Origin of the sequence: Dehalogenimonas alkenigignens, assembly GCF_001466665.1 — a bacterium.
GTDB classification, from domain to species: Bacteria; Chloroflexota; Dehalococcoidia; order Dehalococcoidales; family Dehalococcoidaceae; genus Dehalogenimonas; species Dehalogenimonas alkenigignens.
The window spans coordinates 448,697-463,257 of the sequence record NZ_KQ758903.1 but is presented as its reverse complement, the minus strand read 5'-3'; the positions used below and the strand labels follow the sequence as shown (position 1 = coordinate 463,257).

The 14,561-nt window shown below is 61.5% G+C and carries 19 protein-coding genes and 1 tRNA gene; 12 read left to right on the top strand and 8 right to left on the bottom strand.

Annotated features, from left to right (window positions below):
- Positions 1–14 precede the first annotated feature (14 nt).
- From DEALK_RS02495 to DEALK_RS02465, 7 genes are all read right to left on the bottom strand, one after another.
- Positions 15–746, bottom strand: a complete 732-nt coding sequence (locus DEALK_RS02495) for a hypothetical protein (RefSeq protein ID WP_058438383.1) — start codon at positions 744–746, stop codon at positions 15–17.
- Between the two features lie 279 nt (positions 747–1,025).
- Positions 1,026–1,541 carry a methylated-DNA--[protein]-cysteine S-methyltransferase gene (locus tag DEALK_RS10330; protein WP_058438382.1) on the bottom strand — a complete coding sequence of 172 codons (516 nt, stop codon included), beginning with the start codon at positions 1,539–1,541 and terminating at the stop codon, positions 1,026–1,028.
- Between the two features lie 23 nt (positions 1,542–1,564).
- The gene (locus DEALK_RS02485) at positions 1,565–2,116 is read right to left on the bottom strand and encodes an HPF/RaiA family ribosome-associated protein (protein ID WP_058438381.1); all 552 of its coding nucleotides are present in this window, start codon (positions 2,114–2,116) and stop codon (positions 1,565–1,567) included.
- Between the two features lie 22 nt (positions 2,117–2,138).
- Entirely contained in the window at positions 2,139–2,828 is a 690-nt protein-coding gene (locus DEALK_RS02480; RefSeq protein ID WP_058438380.1) for a ComF family protein, read from the bottom strand.
- Positions 2,829–2,839: 11 nt separating this feature from the next.
- Positions 2,840–3,064 carry a hypothetical protein gene (locus tag DEALK_RS02475; protein WP_058438378.1) on the bottom strand — a complete coding sequence of 75 codons (225 nt, stop codon included), beginning with the start codon at positions 3,062–3,064 and terminating at the stop codon, positions 2,840–2,842.
- Between the two features lie 150 nt (positions 3,065–3,214).
- Positions 3,215–3,517 carry a DUF3303 family protein gene (locus DEALK_RS02470; RefSeq protein WP_058438376.1) on the bottom strand — a complete coding sequence of 101 codons (303 nt, stop codon included), beginning with the start codon at positions 3,515–3,517 and terminating at the stop codon, positions 3,215–3,217.
- Between the two features lie 13 nt (positions 3,518–3,530).
- Positions 3,531–3,941 carry a hypothetical protein gene (locus DEALK_RS02465; protein WP_058438374.1) on the bottom strand — a complete coding sequence of 137 codons (411 nt, stop codon included), beginning with the start codon at positions 3,939–3,941 and terminating at the stop codon, positions 3,531–3,533.
- Between the two features lie 27 nt (positions 3,942–3,968).
- On the opposite strand from DEALK_RS02465, the gene DEALK_RS10325 reads away from it, so the two are divergent.
- Positions 3,969–4,091, top strand: coding sequence for a hypothetical protein (locus DEALK_RS10325; RefSeq protein WP_275477470.1), 123 nt, complete (start codon positions 3,969–3,971; stop codon positions 4,089–4,091).
- 54 nt (positions 4,092–4,145) lie between these two features.
- Here the strand turns inward: DEALK_RS10325 and DEALK_RS02460 are convergent, their stop codons facing one another.
- Entirely contained in the window at positions 4,146–4,364 is a 219-nt protein-coding gene (locus DEALK_RS02460) for an FmdB family zinc ribbon protein (protein WP_058438372.1), read from the bottom strand.
- Positions 4,365–4,524: 160 nt separating this feature from the next.
- Here DEALK_RS02460 and DEALK_RS02455 point away from each other — a divergent pair, with 160 nt between their 5' ends.
- The 11 genes from DEALK_RS02455 (at position 4,525) to selB (ending at position 14,523) form a co-directional block, all read left to right on the top strand.
- Entirely contained in the window at positions 4,525–4,791 is a 267-nt protein-coding gene (locus DEALK_RS02455) for a hypothetical protein (protein WP_058438371.1), read from the top strand.
- Between the two features lie 141 nt (positions 4,792–4,932).
- Entirely contained in the window at positions 4,933–5,814 is an 882-nt protein-coding gene (locus tag DEALK_RS02450; protein WP_058438370.1) for a branched-chain amino acid ABC transporter permease, read from the top strand.
- A gap of 1 nt (position 5,815) precedes the next feature.
- Positions 5,816–6,748 carry a branched-chain amino acid ABC transporter permease gene (locus DEALK_RS02445; RefSeq protein WP_058438369.1) on the top strand — a complete coding sequence of 311 codons (933 nt, stop codon included), beginning with the start codon at positions 5,816–5,818 and terminating at the stop codon, positions 6,746–6,748.
- Positions 6,749–6,856: 108 nt separating this feature from the next.
- Positions 6,857–7,642, top strand: coding sequence for an ABC transporter ATP-binding protein (locus DEALK_RS02440; RefSeq protein WP_058438368.1), 786 nt, complete (start codon positions 6,857–6,859; stop codon positions 7,640–7,642).
- Positions 7,639–8,355 carry an ABC transporter ATP-binding protein gene (locus tag DEALK_RS02435; protein WP_058438367.1) on the top strand — a complete coding sequence of 239 codons (717 nt, stop codon included), beginning with the start codon at positions 7,639–7,641 and terminating at the stop codon, positions 8,353–8,355. Before DEALK_RS02440 ends, DEALK_RS02435 begins: the two co-directional genes overlap by 4 nt.
- 108 nt (positions 8,356–8,463) lie before the next feature.
- Positions 8,464–9,648 (top strand): ABC transporter substrate-binding protein, encoded by a 1,185-nt coding sequence (locus tag DEALK_RS02430; RefSeq protein WP_058438365.1) that lies wholly within the window; start codon positions 8,464–8,466, stop codon positions 9,646–9,648.
- A 118-nt stretch (positions 9,649–9,766) separates the two neighbouring features.
- A tRNA-Sec gene (locus DEALK_RS02425) sits at positions 9,767–9,861 on the top strand.
- 62 nt (positions 9,862–9,923) lie between these two features.
- A complete protein-coding gene (locus DEALK_RS09740) occupies positions 9,924–10,169 on the top strand; it encodes a four helix bundle protein (RefSeq protein WP_083496320.1) in 246 nt (81 codons plus the stop codon).
- Between the two features lie 43 nt (positions 10,170–10,212).
- Complete coding sequence (gene selD, locus DEALK_RS02420) at positions 10,213–11,202, top strand: selenide, water dikinase SelD (protein ID WP_425479160.1); 990 nt, start codon at positions 10,213–10,215, stop codon at positions 11,200–11,202.
- 9 nt (positions 11,203–11,211) lie between these two features.
- The gene (gene selA, locus DEALK_RS02415) at positions 11,212–12,603 is read left to right on the top strand and encodes an L-seryl-tRNA(Sec) selenium transferase (protein WP_058438362.1); all 1,392 of its coding nucleotides are present in this window, start codon (positions 11,212–11,214) and stop codon (positions 12,601–12,603) included.
- A 39-nt stretch (positions 12,604–12,642) separates the two neighbouring features.
- Positions 12,643–14,523 (top strand): selenocysteine-specific translation elongation factor, encoded by a 1,881-nt coding sequence (gene selB / locus DEALK_RS02410; RefSeq protein ID WP_058438359.1) that lies wholly within the window; start codon positions 12,643–12,645, stop codon positions 14,521–14,523.
- Positions 14,524–14,561: the final 38 nt, after the last annotated feature.

Genomic DNA, 14,561 nt, shown 5'->3' with positions numbered 1-14,561 from the left:
CCTACCGTTCGGAACTAGACCCCCATTTTCTTCGCACAGTAGTGAGCATGCACAATATGCGTTATTGACAAAACGAGTGCGCTTAAGGCGGAATAGGGCCCATTGGGGATTACGAACCAGATAATCAAAGAGGCGCCCAGCCATAGAAGGCCATAGACAGTTTTGCCGAGGTACAGATGGCCGAGTCCCCAGATGGAAATGGTGCTGGGCAGAATGGCTAAAAGCATCGTGGTGAACATACTTTTGAAGTGAGCTTTGCGGTATATTGCCGGCATGTCCGAGTCCATTGCCATGCGCAGACCGACGTTTTGATTAATTATCGCCGCGGCCTGGGTCATCTGGGGTACTTTCAGGTTCTCATTGATGACGGTCGTTTTGCCACTGAATTCAGTGAGCGACAAAGTTTTCTTTGCGGTTGTATGTTTCATGACCTGGGGGATTACGGTAAGAAACGCCCCGGTCAGGAAGCCGATTACCGGGGCATACCCCCAGGGTGTGAGTTCAGTCAAGGATTGACCTGAATCGGATGAGGCGACGGAATACATCATCGCCATAAGGATGAAAACGAAAAAACTGGCGGCGAGGAGAAAAACACCGGCCGCGGTCAACCTGTCGTAAGTGCGGCTGGTGGTTATCCTAGCGTTCTTGACCGAAGCCCAATCAAACGACTCAGGACCGATGCGTATGCGTTCGTCGGTGATTTTCAATCCAGCGCCGGAGTCATAAAGTACCTTTTCTTCGGTCATGGTTCCCCTACCTCTTTTCGGGAGTGGGTCGCGGCGCGATTGCCGAAGTGTGGCTGGTTGCGCTGGGGCGGGATCGGCGCACATACCGGAGATTGGTACGCTAAGATTATTGATACAAGGGATTAACATTATCAATAGGCGCTTGCGCGATATTTTTTATGTTGTGCAGCGTTGTTGTTTATTAACTCGATTCATGATTATTCCTCCATATAAATAGTTGAAGAGCCCGGCGACAACCGGGCTCTTCAACAGAAAGTTACACCAAGCCGGTGATGGAGCCTACTTCTTGCCCTTCTTCTCCATCTCCAGCAGCTGCTGCTTGGTCTCGACGCCGCCGGAAAAGCCGCCCAGCCCGCCATCCGCCGCCACCACCCGGTGGCAGGGGATGAGGATGGGCAGCGGGTTGGCCCCCAGCGCCTGGCCGACGGCGCGGGCGGCGCCCGGTTTGCCGATGGCCGCCGCCAGTTCGCCGTAGCTCTTTGTCTCGCCGAAGGGGATGCCGCAGGCGGCGCGGTAGACCTGCTGCTGGAACTCGGTGGCTCCGGTCAGGTCGAGGCCTTCCTTGAACACCACCGGTTCGCCCATGAAGAAGTGCTTCAGCCGGTCAGCCAGGCCGCCGCCGCCGGATTCAAGCGTCAGGTCCTTTTCCTCGACGCCCAGTTCAGCCAGAGCCGCCTGGCGGCCTTCGGCCGGCAGCGTCAGCCGCTTGACGCCTTTTTCGGTGACCTCGATGCCGACCCAGCCGGCGCCGGTCTCGACCAGGCCGTATTTGCGATGGTGTGAGGTTGGTTTCATCAGATTCTCCCGCGATCGCCCGGTCAGCCGGTTTCGATCTCGATCAATTTCAGGCCGCCTTCTTCGCGCCGGAGCAGCAGATTGACGCCGCCGCCGGGATTGCGGAACAGCAGGAAGTCGTCCTTGGTGTCGTTGATGCTGTCAACAGCCTGCGACAGGCTCATCGGCTCCGGCCTGACGCGCTCGGCGTCGATGGCGACGCCGTTTGGGGCTGGCGGCGGTGGCGGCCTGGTGCCGGGGTGCCCGGCCGGGGCGAAGCGCTGGCTCTCCCGGTCGAAACCCTGGTTCTTATTCTTGAAATCCTGGGCCTGGCGCTCCATGACGCCTACCAGCTGGTCAACGGCGGTAATCAGGTTGGCGGCGCGGCATTCCGAGGTCATGACCGGCCCCAGCACGTCCAGAAAGCCGCGGGCGACAAAGCGGTCTTTAGCCGCTTTGGTGGATTCTTCGAACAGGTCAAGGCGCAGCTCCCGCGCCTGCGGCAGGTGCCGGCCGATCTTGCTGAACTTGCGCTCGATCTGCTTGCGGGCGGCCTCATCAAGGGTCAGATTCTTGGCGGTGATGATCGTTTCCATAGGCGTCACCTCGAACCTTTCGTTAAATTTCCCGGGCCAGGGTCAGCGCCCTCACCTCGGCGGCGCCGGCGGCGGCGGCGGCCGCGGCGCAGGCGGAAAGGGTCGCCCCCGATGTCGCCACGTCGTCAATGAGGATGACGCGGCGGCCTTTGAGCGTATTATAACACCGGAAGGCGTCAACCACCGCACGGCGGCGCTCTTCTATGGAGGCGCTGTCAGCCTGCGGCGGCGTGGGGCGGATCTTCTTTAAAGCGTCGACAAAAACCGGCAGGCCGGTCAGGCGGTGGACGGCCACGGCCAGCAGTTCGGACTGGTTGTAGCCGCGCTCCCGGAGGCGGGACCGGTGCAATGGCACCGGCACCAGGGCGTCGCCGGCGATCGAATTGGACTTGAGGAAATCGGCCATGAAGGCGCCAAGCACCCCGGCGATGTCCCGGAGGTTGTTGTACTTGAGCTGGTGAACCGCCTTTTTGAGCGGCCCTTCGAACCGGAAGACCGACCGCAGTTCCCGGAGTTCGGGAGCCAGCAGGTCGCAGTCAGGGTGATGGTCCAGGCTCTTGCCGCAGGCGGGGCAGAAGGGCGCCGCCTGGAAAGGCAGCGTCTCCCGGCAGCGGGCGCAAAAATAGGCGCCTTCCCGGCCGCAGCCGAGACAGTAGCGCGGGAAGAACACGTCCAGCAGCCGGTCGCGGCTGCCCAGAAGACGGCCGAACATCGGGAGCCCGGTTAAAAGTTGGCCGGATTGCGCTGGCGGTGGTTATTGACGCCGCTGCCGATGGGTTCGTTGATATAGACGTCGCCGTTGCGGATCTTTAAGTTGTAGCCGCATTCGGGATTGGTGCAGACCCAGGCCTTGTAATGGATCGGGGCGCCCTGGTTGCCGAAGTCCGACAGGGGCACCAGGTCACCGGTTTTGCATGCCTGGCATTTGGGGAAAGTCGAACCGTCCACAGAAGCTACCTCCCAACCATAAACCTTAACGGTGAAGAAGTATAACCCAACCTCGGCGCCATATCAAGCAAAATCGGCAATAAAGTCTGCAAAATGGCAGAAAAAAAGAAGCCCTCCCGCCGGGAGGGCTTGGTGACTGGCTCGAAGGGACTAGGAGAACGGCTTGAGCGTCTCGATGATGATGTCCGAGGATTCCTCGAAGTCCATCAGCGGCTTGACCTGCCACTGGGTCATCGGCGCCAGGGGAAAGGTCAGCATCAGGCGCATCAGGTCAGCATGACTTGACGCGTTCATGATAAACATGCCGCCGCCGTCGGAAAAGCTGAAGGCGGCTTCCAGAAGGCCGTCATCCTGATGGCGTTTGACCCAGGCTTTGGCGGCGCGGAGATAATTGACCTGATCCGAGTGGCCGGCGCCGGGGATGACCTGGTGGCCGGTGACGAGATATTTCATGGGCGCCTCCTCCTCAGGACTTCGTTATTTTGAGTTCCAGCCGATAGTCGCCCTGTTTAAGTTCAACCGTCGAAACGGGGTAAGGCGTCAGCCTGAACTCTATATGGTAGTTCTTATAATCTACCACGTTAAGACCTGAAGTCAAGCCCTCCTCCACCATCGTCAGCGTCGCGTTTTGACCGGCCTGGGTGGCGGTGACCCTGATGACCGCCTCGCCGGCGCGGACGCAGACAACATCCGAAGGACAGCGCGAGTCCGATTCCACGGCATCGAAGCGGATTTTCAGGTCTTCCCCTTCGATGACCGCCGATTGGCCGGCCTTGAGGGTGAATTTCTCACCCAGGGCAGGGCTGAGGCCGCCGCAGCCGGCGGCGACCGCCACCACCAGCAGGGCAGGAATAACCACTTTCAACCAGGATTTCATAACGCCTCCCATGGAAACAGAATATTCATGATTATTATAACGCTCAGCCGCCGAAGCAGTTACCTCCGGGGGCCGAACTTCAGCCGCCGGGCGTTCACCGCCACGATGACCGTCGATGCCGACCAGGCCAGGGCGGGCGGAAGCCGGTAATAAAAAAGCGGCCTCGACAAGAGGCCGCTTTGAGTGGCAGTGAACCCTTTCGAACTAATGGCAGGAGCCGCAGGAGGAAGAAGAACAGCTGGAGCAGCCGCCGCCGCCGCCGATACTCTGGCCGCCGGAGCCTTTAGCCATGAAGGTGGAGGCGATGCGCCTGGCCTGGCCTTTGCAGGTGGGGCATTCGGCGGGTTCTGTCGACTGGCTCATCGGGCGGAGCAGGTCAAACTTCTTGCGGCAGTCCATACAGCGGTATTCGTAGATAGGCATTGTTCACTTTCCCTCTTCAAGGATATTATGTATTCTAACCCCAAATCGGCCGCGGCGTCAATTTCAAACGTTCCGGACGCGCCCGGTTGTTGATTCCTGCCCGCGATATGATACTATACAATTTGTTGCCGGGAAAGTCGCAGAAAGCGGGGTAAAAGAGATGATTTTCGTTCTTTTCTTCTTCATCATGGTCGCCGGATACGCTTTCCTGGAGTATTACTTCCGGAAACACGGCGCCCGGGTCACCATGTACGACCGGTTCGTGGGCGGCGTCGGCGGCATCCTGCTGCTGACCGGCCTGTGGGTGGTGCTGGATCAGCGCGACCAGCTTGACCCGCCGGCGTCTTATGTCTTCATCACCATCACCATGCTGCCGGCCATCGCGTTGGGCGCCGCCGCCTGGCTGGCCATCACCCGCCGGCACTAAACCGGCATCGCCCCCGGCCTCGCCGCTCCCCGCGGGCGTGGCTCAGGCGAATCATGATATAGGTGATAATCTTACACTTGTTTGCCAGTCCAGGCGATATTCTGTTATATTGACGCGTATTTTTGTAAGCGTGGCGGCTACTTGAACTGGGCACAGATTCTATTTAATTCGGCGGTTACCGGCAGCCTGTACCTCATCTCAGCCGTAGCGCTGACGCTGGTGTACGGCCTGGCCAAGTTTCCAAACTTCGCTCACGCCGAGATCATGTCGCTGGGCGGCTTTATCGGCTTCTGGGTGACGGAACAGCTCGGCGCGCCGCTGCCAGTGGCTTTCGCGGCGGCCTTTCTGGTCGCGGGCATCGTCGGCTACCTGTCCTACCGCGGCATTTTCAAGCCGCTGACCGACCGGGGCGCCAGCCTGATCCACCTGATGGTGGCTTCCATGGCTTTAGGCTTTATCCTGCGCCACACCATCGGCGAGATCTGGGGCTTTTCGCCGCTGACCCTGTCCATCGTCTGGCCGGCATATGATATCGGCCCGCTCCGGGTAACCCTGAACTGGATTATCCTGATCATCACCGCCGTCGCCGTCGGTATCGGGCTGCATTTCATGCTGACCCGCACCCGCATCGGCAAAGCCATCCGCGCCACCGCCTCCAACCCCCGCCTGGCCTTATCGTCAGGTATCAACACCACCCGTGTCCTCGTAATCACCTGGTTCGTCTCCGCCGGCCTGGCCGGAGTGGCCGGGCTGTTCCGCGGCGTGGAGACGAGGCTGTCGCCGTACCTCGGCTGGGACATCCTGCTGCCGACTTTCGCTGTGGCCATGCTCGGCGGCATCGGCAGTTTTTACGGCGCCATGGCGGCGGCTCTCATCATCGGCCTGGCGGAGAACGTCGGCGTGGTGCTGCTGGCCGAGGCCGGACTATCCACCGAATACCGCATGGCCATCCCGTTCATCATTCTGATCGCCGTCCTTATTTTCAGGCCTCAGGGCCTGGCCAAGGCTTTCAAGGGCAATTAGCATGGATCCGATACTGATATACGGCCTGAACGCGCTGGTTTACATCGGCATTTTTGCCATCGTCGCCCTGTCGCTCAACGCTGAATACGGCTACACCGGGCTGGCCAGCTTCGGCAAGGTGGCGTATTTCATGATCGGCGCCTACAGCTTCGCCCTGCTGGTCCAGGCCGGAGTGCCCTGGCCGCTGGCGATGCTGCTGTCCGCCGGCATCGCCTCACTCTTCGGCCTGCTGGTGTCCCTGCCGGCTATCCGCCTCCGCGAAGACTACCTGGCTATCGTCACCCTCACCTTCGGCGAGATCCTGCGCATTTTCATCAAGGCCGAAGACTGGCTGGCCAACGGCGTCTGGGGGATGAACATCGCGCCGTCCTTCGCCGCGGGCAATTTCTCGCTCGGGCTGCTGCTCAACCTGGCCCTGGTCGCGGGGATTTTAGCGGCGTGCTTCTTCTTCATGCAGCTGCTGGCCAACTCGCCCTTCGGGCGCATTATGCGCGCCCTCCGGGAGGACGAGATCGCCGCCGACGCCATCGGCAAGAACCGCATCAAATACAAGGCCCAGGTGTTCATGATCGGCTCGGCCATGGCCGGCCTGGGCGGGGCGCTGTTCGCCAATTTCGTCGGCTATATCTCGCCGGAGTCCTTCCTGCCGATCATCACCTTCACCATCTGGATGATGGTCATTCTGGGCGGCCCCGGTTCCAATATCGGCGTCATCGTCGGGGCGGCGGCGGTGCAGCTTTTCGAGCGGGGCACCATCATCCTGAAGGACTATGTCGACCTGCCGGTCGACCCCACCAATCTGCAAAACATCCTGTTTGGCTTGATTATCATCGTCATCCTGATGTACCGCCCCAGCGGTTTGTTCAAGGAGAGCAAGATCAATACGCTCGGCACGAGGAGGGCCATGCGGTGGCTGAACCCCTCTTCAAAATAAAATCCGAAATCCGAATATCGAAATCCGAAACTAATGCGGATGACCCGAACTCGACGCCCGTTTCGAATTTGGCGCCTGGCGCGGCGGGTTTGGGACGCGGAGGCCGGCGTGGCTGAACCGCTTCTCAAAGTTGAGAACCTGGTTAAAAACTACGGCGGGTTGTGCGCCGTGGACGGGGCCTCGCTGGAGGTCGGCCGAGGCCGGTTCGTCGGTCTGGTCGGCCCCAACGGCTGCGGCAAGACGACGCTCCTGTCCTCGATTTACGGCCTGCGGCCTTCGGACGGCGGGCGCGTCACTTTCGCCGGCCGCCATATCGAAAAAATGGCGCCCCACCAGATATTCGACCTGGGGATGGGCAACGCTTTCCAGTTCCCCAGGCTGTTCCCGAAGATGACGGTTCTGGACAATATGATCATCGCCGCCCGCAACCAGCCGGGCGACCACCTGTGGAACTCGCTCCTCCGGCGGGGCAAGTGGCACCAGGACGAGGAACGGCTGGCCATCCGCGCCATGCAGCTTTTAGAGCTACTAAACCTGTCGCACCTGACTTTCGCCAAGGCCGGGGAAATGTCCGGCGGCCAGCAAAAACTGCTGGAGATCGGCCGGTCGCTCATGGCCGAGCCGGAGCTGCTGCTGCTGGACGAACCGGCGGCCGGCGTCAATCCGGTGCTGGGCAGGCAGATCTTTGCCGAGCTGGACAAGCTTAAGCGTGAAAAGGACATGAGTTTCCTCATCATCGAGCACCGGCTGGAGCTGCTCATCTCCTATACCGACTGGGTTTACGTTATGGACCGCGGCAAAATCGTCCTCCAGGGCGAGCCGGAGAAGGTCATCAACGACCCCATCTTCTTTGAGGTCTATATCGGCGCCTCAGCCGCCGGAGGCGCCAGATGAACGACATCCTGACCGCGTCCGGGATCGTCGCCGGCTACGGCGATGTCCATATCGTCAACGGGGTATCGCTTCGTCTCGAGAACGGCGGCAACGTCGCCATCATCGGACCCAACGGCTCGGGCAAATCGACGCTGCTGAAAAGCCTGCTCGGCTTTGCCCGCCTGTTCGAAGGTCGCATCGTTTTCGACAGCCTGGATATTACCGGCCTGTCGTCCGACCGCACCATCACCATGGGCCTGGGCTACGTGCCGCAGACCGACAACGTCTTCCGCAACCTGACCGTGCAGGAGAACCTGGAGATGGGCGCCTTCGTCCGCCGCGACGGCGGCATCAAGTCAGACATCGCCCGGATGTACCAGCTTTTCCCGGAACTGGAGCGGCGCAAGAAATTCTACGCCGGTTCGCTTTCCGGCGGCGAGCGGCAGATGCTGGCTATCGCCCGGGCGATGATGGCCAATCCGCGGGTGCTGCTGCTGGACGAACCGCTGGCCTCGCTGTCCCATAAAGCGGCGGAGGGCATTCTGGAGAAGCTGCGCTTGATCAACGAACAGGGTACGGCGCTGATCACCATCGAGCAGGACACCCGCCGCATCCTGGGCTTCGCCCGGCGCGCCTACGTTCTGGTCGGCGGGCGCCTGGCTCTGGAAGGCGAAGCGGCGACCATCCTGGAGAACGAGGAGGCGCGCAAGCGCTACCTGGGCTTGAGCGGCTGAACGGTGGCCGGGGTTGAATCCGTTAGACATTAATTAGCATTCTTGACACTACGCGATGCCAGCGTGTATCATCAAACGTCACTATTCTAATTTTGAAAGGGGGATTTCATGCTCAAAAGGTTACTCGTCCTGGTCCTGTCGCTGGTGATGGTATTCACCTTCGCCGCCTGCGGCGATGACAGCACCACCAATCCCACCGGCACCACCTCCAAACCGGATGTCAATCTGGGGGCGGTCATGGACCTGACCGGCGCGCTGTCCGGCATCGGCTCCTCACTGGCCGACGGCATCCGCCTGGCGGTCAAACAGGCTAACGCCGCCGGAGGCATCGACGGCGCCAGGATCAATCTCATCGTTGAAGACGGCAAGACCGATCCCACCGCCGGATTCGAAGCGGTCAAGAAATTGGGCACGGTCAACGGCTGCAAGGTCATCATCGGCCCCATGATCTCCGGCGCGGTGCTGGCCTCCGGCGAATGGGCTGCCCAGAACAAGGTCCTCCTGATCTCGCCCTCGGCCACCTCACCGGCCATCACCAATCAGGCCTGGCGCCAGTACTTCATCCGCACCGCCCCTTCCGACACCCTCCAGGGCAAAGCCATGGCCCAGCTGGTGATTGACGCCGGCTACAAGAACGTGGCCATCGTCGTCCAGAACACCCAGTACGGCGTCGGCATCGCCGATACAGTTACCGGCCTGCTGGCGGGCAAAGCGACGGTCGTCAGCACCGTCAAATATGACCCGACCAAACTGGATTACCTCTCCGACCTCCAGGCGGTGAAATCCAAGAACCCGGACGTGGTCATCCACGCCGGCTACGAGGATGACGCCGTCATCATCTTCAAGCAGGCCGCTCAGGTCGGCCTGGATTCCGCCAAGTGGATCACCTCCGAAGGCGTCAAGGTCGATAAAACCATCGCCGACGCCCAGGCCGCGGCCTTCATGGCCAAGGTGGTCACCGGCACCAACCCGGTAGCTCCGGCCGGCCTGGCCCTGGCCGCCACCTACGCCGCCCAGTACAAGGCGGAATACAACCGCGACCCCGGCACCTACAACGACACCGTGTATGACGCCACCAAACTGGCCATCGCCGCCATGCAGAACGTCGGCACGACCGATGCCGCCAAGATCTCCGCCGAGATCCTGCGGCTGGGCAAGAACTACGCCGGCGTCTCCGGCACCATCACCTTCGACCAGTACGGCGACCGCACCACCGCGACCTTTGAACAGTGGAAGGTCGTCCAGAGCGGCGCCACCTATAAGTACGAGCAGATCAAGCTGATCAACCAGTAAGTCACCGCTCGCGAATCAAAAGGGCGTCCTTCAGGCGAAGGACGCCCTTTTTTTACGCCGGCGCCGGCCTTCCGATTGCTGCCGGTTGACGGCGTTATGCTATAATGCCGCTTTAGTCGGAGGCGGAAAGGCTCTGGTGGGCCTCGCGGTCTTCAAAACCGTAGGCGGCGGCGCAAACCGCCGCGGGGGGTTCGATTCCCTTCCCCTCCGCCACAAGTAAAAATCCGAAATTCGAATATCGAAATACGAAACAAATACGAATGACCTGATTGAAAATGGAGAAGAAATATGATCTCGAGCAAAGGACTGAAGCTTTTGCCGCCGCTGTGATCGAAACTTCTCGCAAATTGCCTCAAGACCCCGCGGTCACAGAATTGGTACGGCAGGTGGTCAGGTCGGCTGGTTCGGTTGGAGCGAACTACATCGAAGCCAACGAGTCTCTGAGTAAAAAGGATTTCGCGCTTCGAGTTTCACGGCAAACCGCGGGTTGCCGGCCGAAAGGGGGTGGGACGCATGGCTAAACGCCTGACCGAATACTCCGCGTACTCCGGCTGAGCGGCCAAGATAGGTCCGGGTGACCTAGCTAAAGCGCTGTGCGGCTTGCCGCTCAAGTCCTACCCTGAGGTGCTGGTGGGCCTGGAATCTCCAGACGATGCCGGGGTCTATCGGCTCACGCCTGATATCGCCATCGTCCAGACGATAGACGTCATCACTCCGGTGGTGGATGACCCCTTTGCCTTCGGGCAGGTGGCGGCCGCCAACTCGCTGTCCGACGTCTACGCCATGGGCGGCAGGCCGGTGACGGCCATGAGTTTCGTCGGCTTTCCCACCGGCAAGATAGAGATCGAGACACTGCGCTTGATCCTCGAAGGCGCGGTGTCAAAGCTCGATGAGGCCGGATGCGCCCTGGTCGGCGGCCATTCGGTCAAGGACGACGAGATCAAATTCGGCCTTTCCGTCACCGGCGTTATCGATCCCAAAAGGGTGCTGACCAAGGGCGGAGCCAAGCCGGGGGATAAACTGATTCTCACCAAGCCGCTGGGTACCGGCATCCTGCTCACCGCCCTCAAGGGCGGGCGACTCGACGAGGCGGCGACGACCGCGGTTATCGCTCAGATGTCCACCCTGAACAAGGCCGCCGCCGAGGCGGTGAATGAACTGGGCGCCAATGCCGCCACCGACATCACCGGTTTTGGGCTCCTGGGTCATGCCGCGGAGATGGTGACCCAGGGCGGAATCGGGTATAAAATGAACTGGAAAGCGATTCCGCTGATGCCCGGCGTCGAGGGCTGGGCCAAAGCCGGGCTGGTGCCCGGGGGGGCTTACTCCAACCGGGAATACCGCCAGGGACTGCTTGACATTCAATTTCCGGCGGAGGAATGGATGCTGGACGTATTGTTCGACCCGCAGACCTCGGGCGGACTGCTGATCGCCGCGCCTGCGGGCATCGCTGATGAGATGGTTAATAACATCAAAGCCAGAGGTTTCCCGGCCGCCGCCATCATCGGCGAGGTCGTCGCCGAACCCAAAGGGCGAATAATCGTCGCAGAATAGAGGCAGAAAATGCCCAACGAAAATCAGAGCGAACTGCGGAAAATCCCTTCGGTCGAGAAGGTTCTTTCCGACCCGGCGCTGGCGCCGGCTATCGGGCGCTATTCCCATCCGGTGGTCGCGGCCACGGTCCGGGATGTCGTCGACCGCATCAGGCAGCACGCCGCCGCCGGCGGCGCGGTGCCGCCTTTTGAGGCTGTCGTCGAGATGGTAAGTTATCACCTGGCTGCCGCATGGCCCGGCTTACTGGAGCCGGTAATCAATGCCACCGGCATCATTCTACATACCAATCTCGGCCGCGCCCCGCTGCCCCCGGCAGCCGTCGAGGCGCTCTCGAAGCTGCTGGGCGGCTACTGCGCCCTTGAACTCGATCTGGCGACGGGCGAACGAGGTGTGCGCGCCCAATCCATGGAAAAGCTGCTGGAAATGGCCACCGGCGCCGAGAGCGCCCTGGTGGTCAACAACAACGCCGCGGCGGTTTTACTCGTCCTGTCCACCCTGGCCAGGGGCCGGGAGGTCATCGTTTCCCGCGGCGAACTGGTGCAGATCGGGGGCGGCTTCCGGGTGCCGGAGGTTATGGCCGCCTCAGGCGCCGTCCTGCGCGAGGTGGGCACCACCAACCAGACCTTCATCCGGGACTTCGAAGCGGCGGTTTCCGATCAAACAGCCATGCTCCTTGCCGTCCACCGCTCCAACTTTGCTATCCGCGGCTTTTCCCACGACGCCGCGCTGCCGGAACTTAAAGAGCTGGCCAGGCAGTTCGACCTGCCGCTGGTCTACGACCTGGGCAGCGGCGCCCTGGCCGATACCGCGGCCTTCGGGATGAGTCACGAGCCGACCGTCGCTGAGGCTCTGGCCGCCGGCTGTGACATCGTCTGCGTCTCAGGCGATAAGCTGCTGGGCGGACCCCAGTCCGGCATCATCCTGGGCAAAAAGGCGTATATCGACCGCCTGCGCAAGAATCCCCTGCTGAGAGCCCTCAGGATCGACAAATACGCCGCCATAGCCCTTACGGCGACCATTCTCCAGTACCTCAAGGGGCAGACCGCCGAACTGCCGGTCTACCGCATGATGGCCGAGACGCTGGAAAGCCTGGCCCGCCGCGGCGATGACCTGGTCGAAAAACTGGCCGGGGCCGGTTTCTCCGCCGAGGTCGTCGACGGCGAGAGCCTGGCCGGCGGCGGATCGCTGCCGGACGAGACCCTGCCGACGCGCCTTGTCGCCGTCGAGGTCAAAGGCTCGATGGACGATTTCTGCCGCCGGCTGCGGCTGGGCTCGCCGCCGGTGCTGGGCAGAGTCCACGAAGGCAGATTCGTCATCGACCTGCGGACGGTTTTCCCGGCGCAGGATGATGAACTGGTTATGGCGATGGCGGCGGCGGGAAATTCTAAAACCTGTTCTTGATGATTTATGGGGAACAAAGCCCGCACTGAGGACGGTTGATTGCTCACCTTAGGCACCGCCGGCCATATCGACCACGGCAAGTCGAGCATCGTCAAGGCGCTGACCTCCATCGACCCTGACCGGCTGCCGGAGGAAAAAGAGCGCGGCATGACCATTGACCTTGGCTTCGCCTGGTTCGCTTTACCGTCCGGCGAGAAGGTGGGCCTGGTGGATGTTCCCGGCCACCAGCACTTCGTCCGCAACGTCATCCCCGGCCTTACCGGCATCGACGCCGTCATGCTCATCGTGGCCGCGGACGACGGCTGGATGCCTCAAACGGAAGAGCATCTTCAAATCATCGATTTACTGGGAATCAATCGAGGCCTGGTCGTCCTGAACAAGATGGACCTGGCCGAGGCCGACTGGCGGGATATGGTCAAGGCCGATATTGCCAGCCATCTTGGCGGCACCTCCCTGGAACAAGCCCCCATAATCGAGGTTTCGGCCAGGACCGGCGCCGGCATCGACAGCCTCAAAGCGGCGATCGAAAACCTCGCCCGCTATGTCAGACAGGAAGACGCCGGCAAGCCGCGCCTGCCCATCGACCGGGTGTTCAACATCAAAGGCTCCGGCACGGTCATCACCGGCACCCTCCACGGCGGGCATCTTTCGGTCGGCGACGCGCTGACTATCCTGCCCAGGGGGCTTTCCGCCCACGTCCGCGGCATCGAGAGCTACAAGGAACATCTCCAGCGGGCGGCCCCGGGCTCCCGCGTCGCTTTGAACCTGTCTGGAGTTAAAAAAGACGAGCTGGAACGCGGCGATATCATCGTCCGGCAGGGTCAGGAGACGCCGCTGTCGCGCTACCTTGATGCCGACCTGACGCTGCTGCCAACGGTGAAGCAGCCCCTTAAGACCGGCGCCGAAGTATCGCTTTTCTTCGAGACGGCGGAGCTGCCGGCGCGGGTCATCGCCCTGGAAGGTAGGGAGGTAATTCCCGGCGCCCCGGCGCTGGTGCAACTCAGGCTCGACCGCGAAGCCGCGGCCACCATCGGCGAGCGCTTCATCCTGAGGAAAAGCTCCCCGGCTGAAACCATCGGCGGCGGCAGGATCCTTGATCCCGCGGCGGAGCGCTACCAGCTTAAAAATGCGGCCGACCGGCTGGCGCGCCTGGCCGCCCGCCGGAGGCTCGATGCCGATTCCATCATCCGCACCGAGCTTTCCAAGACTCATTTTGCTTTACGGCGGGGCTTTTTAAGAGCGGCCGCCCTGAATGAGGCGGCTCTAGGCCGAACGATCGAGGCAATAACCAAGAAAGGCGATATCCTGCTGAAAGGCGAATACCTTATCGGCGGGGCCTTCTGGCAGGAACAGCAAAAACGGTTGATCAGCAGCCTGGCCGCGGTACATCAGGCTGAGCCTTTGAAAAAAGGCCTGCCGCAGGCCGAGGCGGCGGCCAAACTGCCGCTGCCGCCGGAACTGTTCGCCGCCCTGGTTGACGAACTCGCCAGCCAGAAGAAGATCATCCGCGCCGGCGACGTGCTGGCTCTTTCGACCCACAAGCCGGCGCTGTCCGGCAGCCAGGAAGAGATGGAAAAGCGCATCCTGGCGGCGGCGGACAAGGACCCGGCCGCGCCGCCGACCCGGACCGAGCTGCTGCAATCGGTGCCGGAGGCCTCTCCGGTGCTGCGCTATATGCTGGAGCAGGGCAGGGTGGTCGAACTGCCGGAGGGCATCCTGATGACGGCCGCCCAGTACCGCGCCACCCGGCAAAAGGTCATCGACGTCCTCAAGTCAAAAGGCCAGATCGCCATCCAGGACATGGCCGCCCTCACCGGTTTTTCCCGGAAATACTCCATCCCTTTTCTGACCAGGCTGGACCAGGAAGGCATCACCAGGCGCCAGGAGAACGTCCGGGTGCCGGCGCGCAAGCTGGAGTAGCAGACCGGCGAGATCAATCAACCTAAAGAACAAGATGA

What these genes read in the sequence shown, in the direction of transcription:
- DEALK_RS02495 (WP_058438383.1), bottom strand. Translation starts at nt 746, where the DNA reads ATGACCGAAGAAAAGGTACTTTATGACTCCGGCGCTGGATTGAAAATC.
- DEALK_RS10330 (WP_058438382.1), bottom strand. Translation starts at nt 1,541, where the DNA reads ATGAAACCAACCTCACACCATCGCAAATACGGCCTGGTCGAGACCGGC.
- DEALK_RS02485 (WP_058438381.1), bottom strand. Translation starts at nt 2,116, where the DNA reads ATGGAAACGATCATCACCGCCAAGAATCTGACCCTTGATGAGGCCGCC.
- DEALK_RS02480 (WP_058438380.1), bottom strand. Translation starts at nt 2,828, where the DNA reads ATGTTCGGCCGTCTTCTGGGCAGCCGCGACCGGCTGCTGGACGTGTTC.
- DEALK_RS02470 (WP_058438376.1), bottom strand. Translation starts at nt 3,517, where the DNA reads ATGAAATATCTCGTCACCGGCCACCAGGTCATCCCCGGCGCCGGCCAC.
- DEALK_RS02465 (WP_058438374.1), bottom strand. Translation starts at nt 3,941, where the DNA reads ATGAAATCCTGGTTGAAAGTGGTTATTCCTGCCCTGCTGGTGGTGGCG.
- DEALK_RS10325 (WP_275477470.1), top strand. Translation starts at nt 3,969, where the DNA reads ATGATTATTATAACGCTCAGCCGCCGAAGCAGTTACCTCCGGGGGCCG.
- DEALK_RS02460 (WP_058438372.1), bottom strand. Translation starts at nt 4,364, where the DNA reads ATGCCTATCTACGAATACCGCTGTATGGACTGCCGCAAGAAGTTTGAC.
- DEALK_RS02455 (WP_058438371.1), top strand. Translation starts at nt 4,525, where the DNA reads ATGATTTTCGTTCTTTTCTTCTTCATCATGGTCGCCGGATACGCTTTC.
- DEALK_RS02445 (WP_058438369.1), top strand. Translation starts at nt 5,816, where the DNA reads ATGGATCCGATACTGATATACGGCCTGAACGCGCTGGTTTACATCGGC.
- DEALK_RS02435 (WP_058438367.1), top strand. Translation starts at nt 7,639, where the DNA reads ATGAACGACATCCTGACCGCGTCCGGGATCGTCGCCGGCTACGGCGAT.
- DEALK_RS02430 (WP_058438365.1), top strand. Translation starts at nt 8,464, where the DNA reads ATGCTCAAAAGGTTACTCGTCCTGGTCCTGTCGCTGGTGATGGTATTC.
- DEALK_RS09740 (WP_083496320.1), top strand. Translation starts at nt 9,924, where the DNA reads ATGGAGAAGAAATATGATCTCGAGCAAAGGACTGAAGCTTTTGCCGCC.
- selA (WP_058438362.1), top strand. Translation starts at nt 11,212, where the DNA reads ATGCCCAACGAAAATCAGAGCGAACTGCGGAAAATCCCTTCGGTCGAG.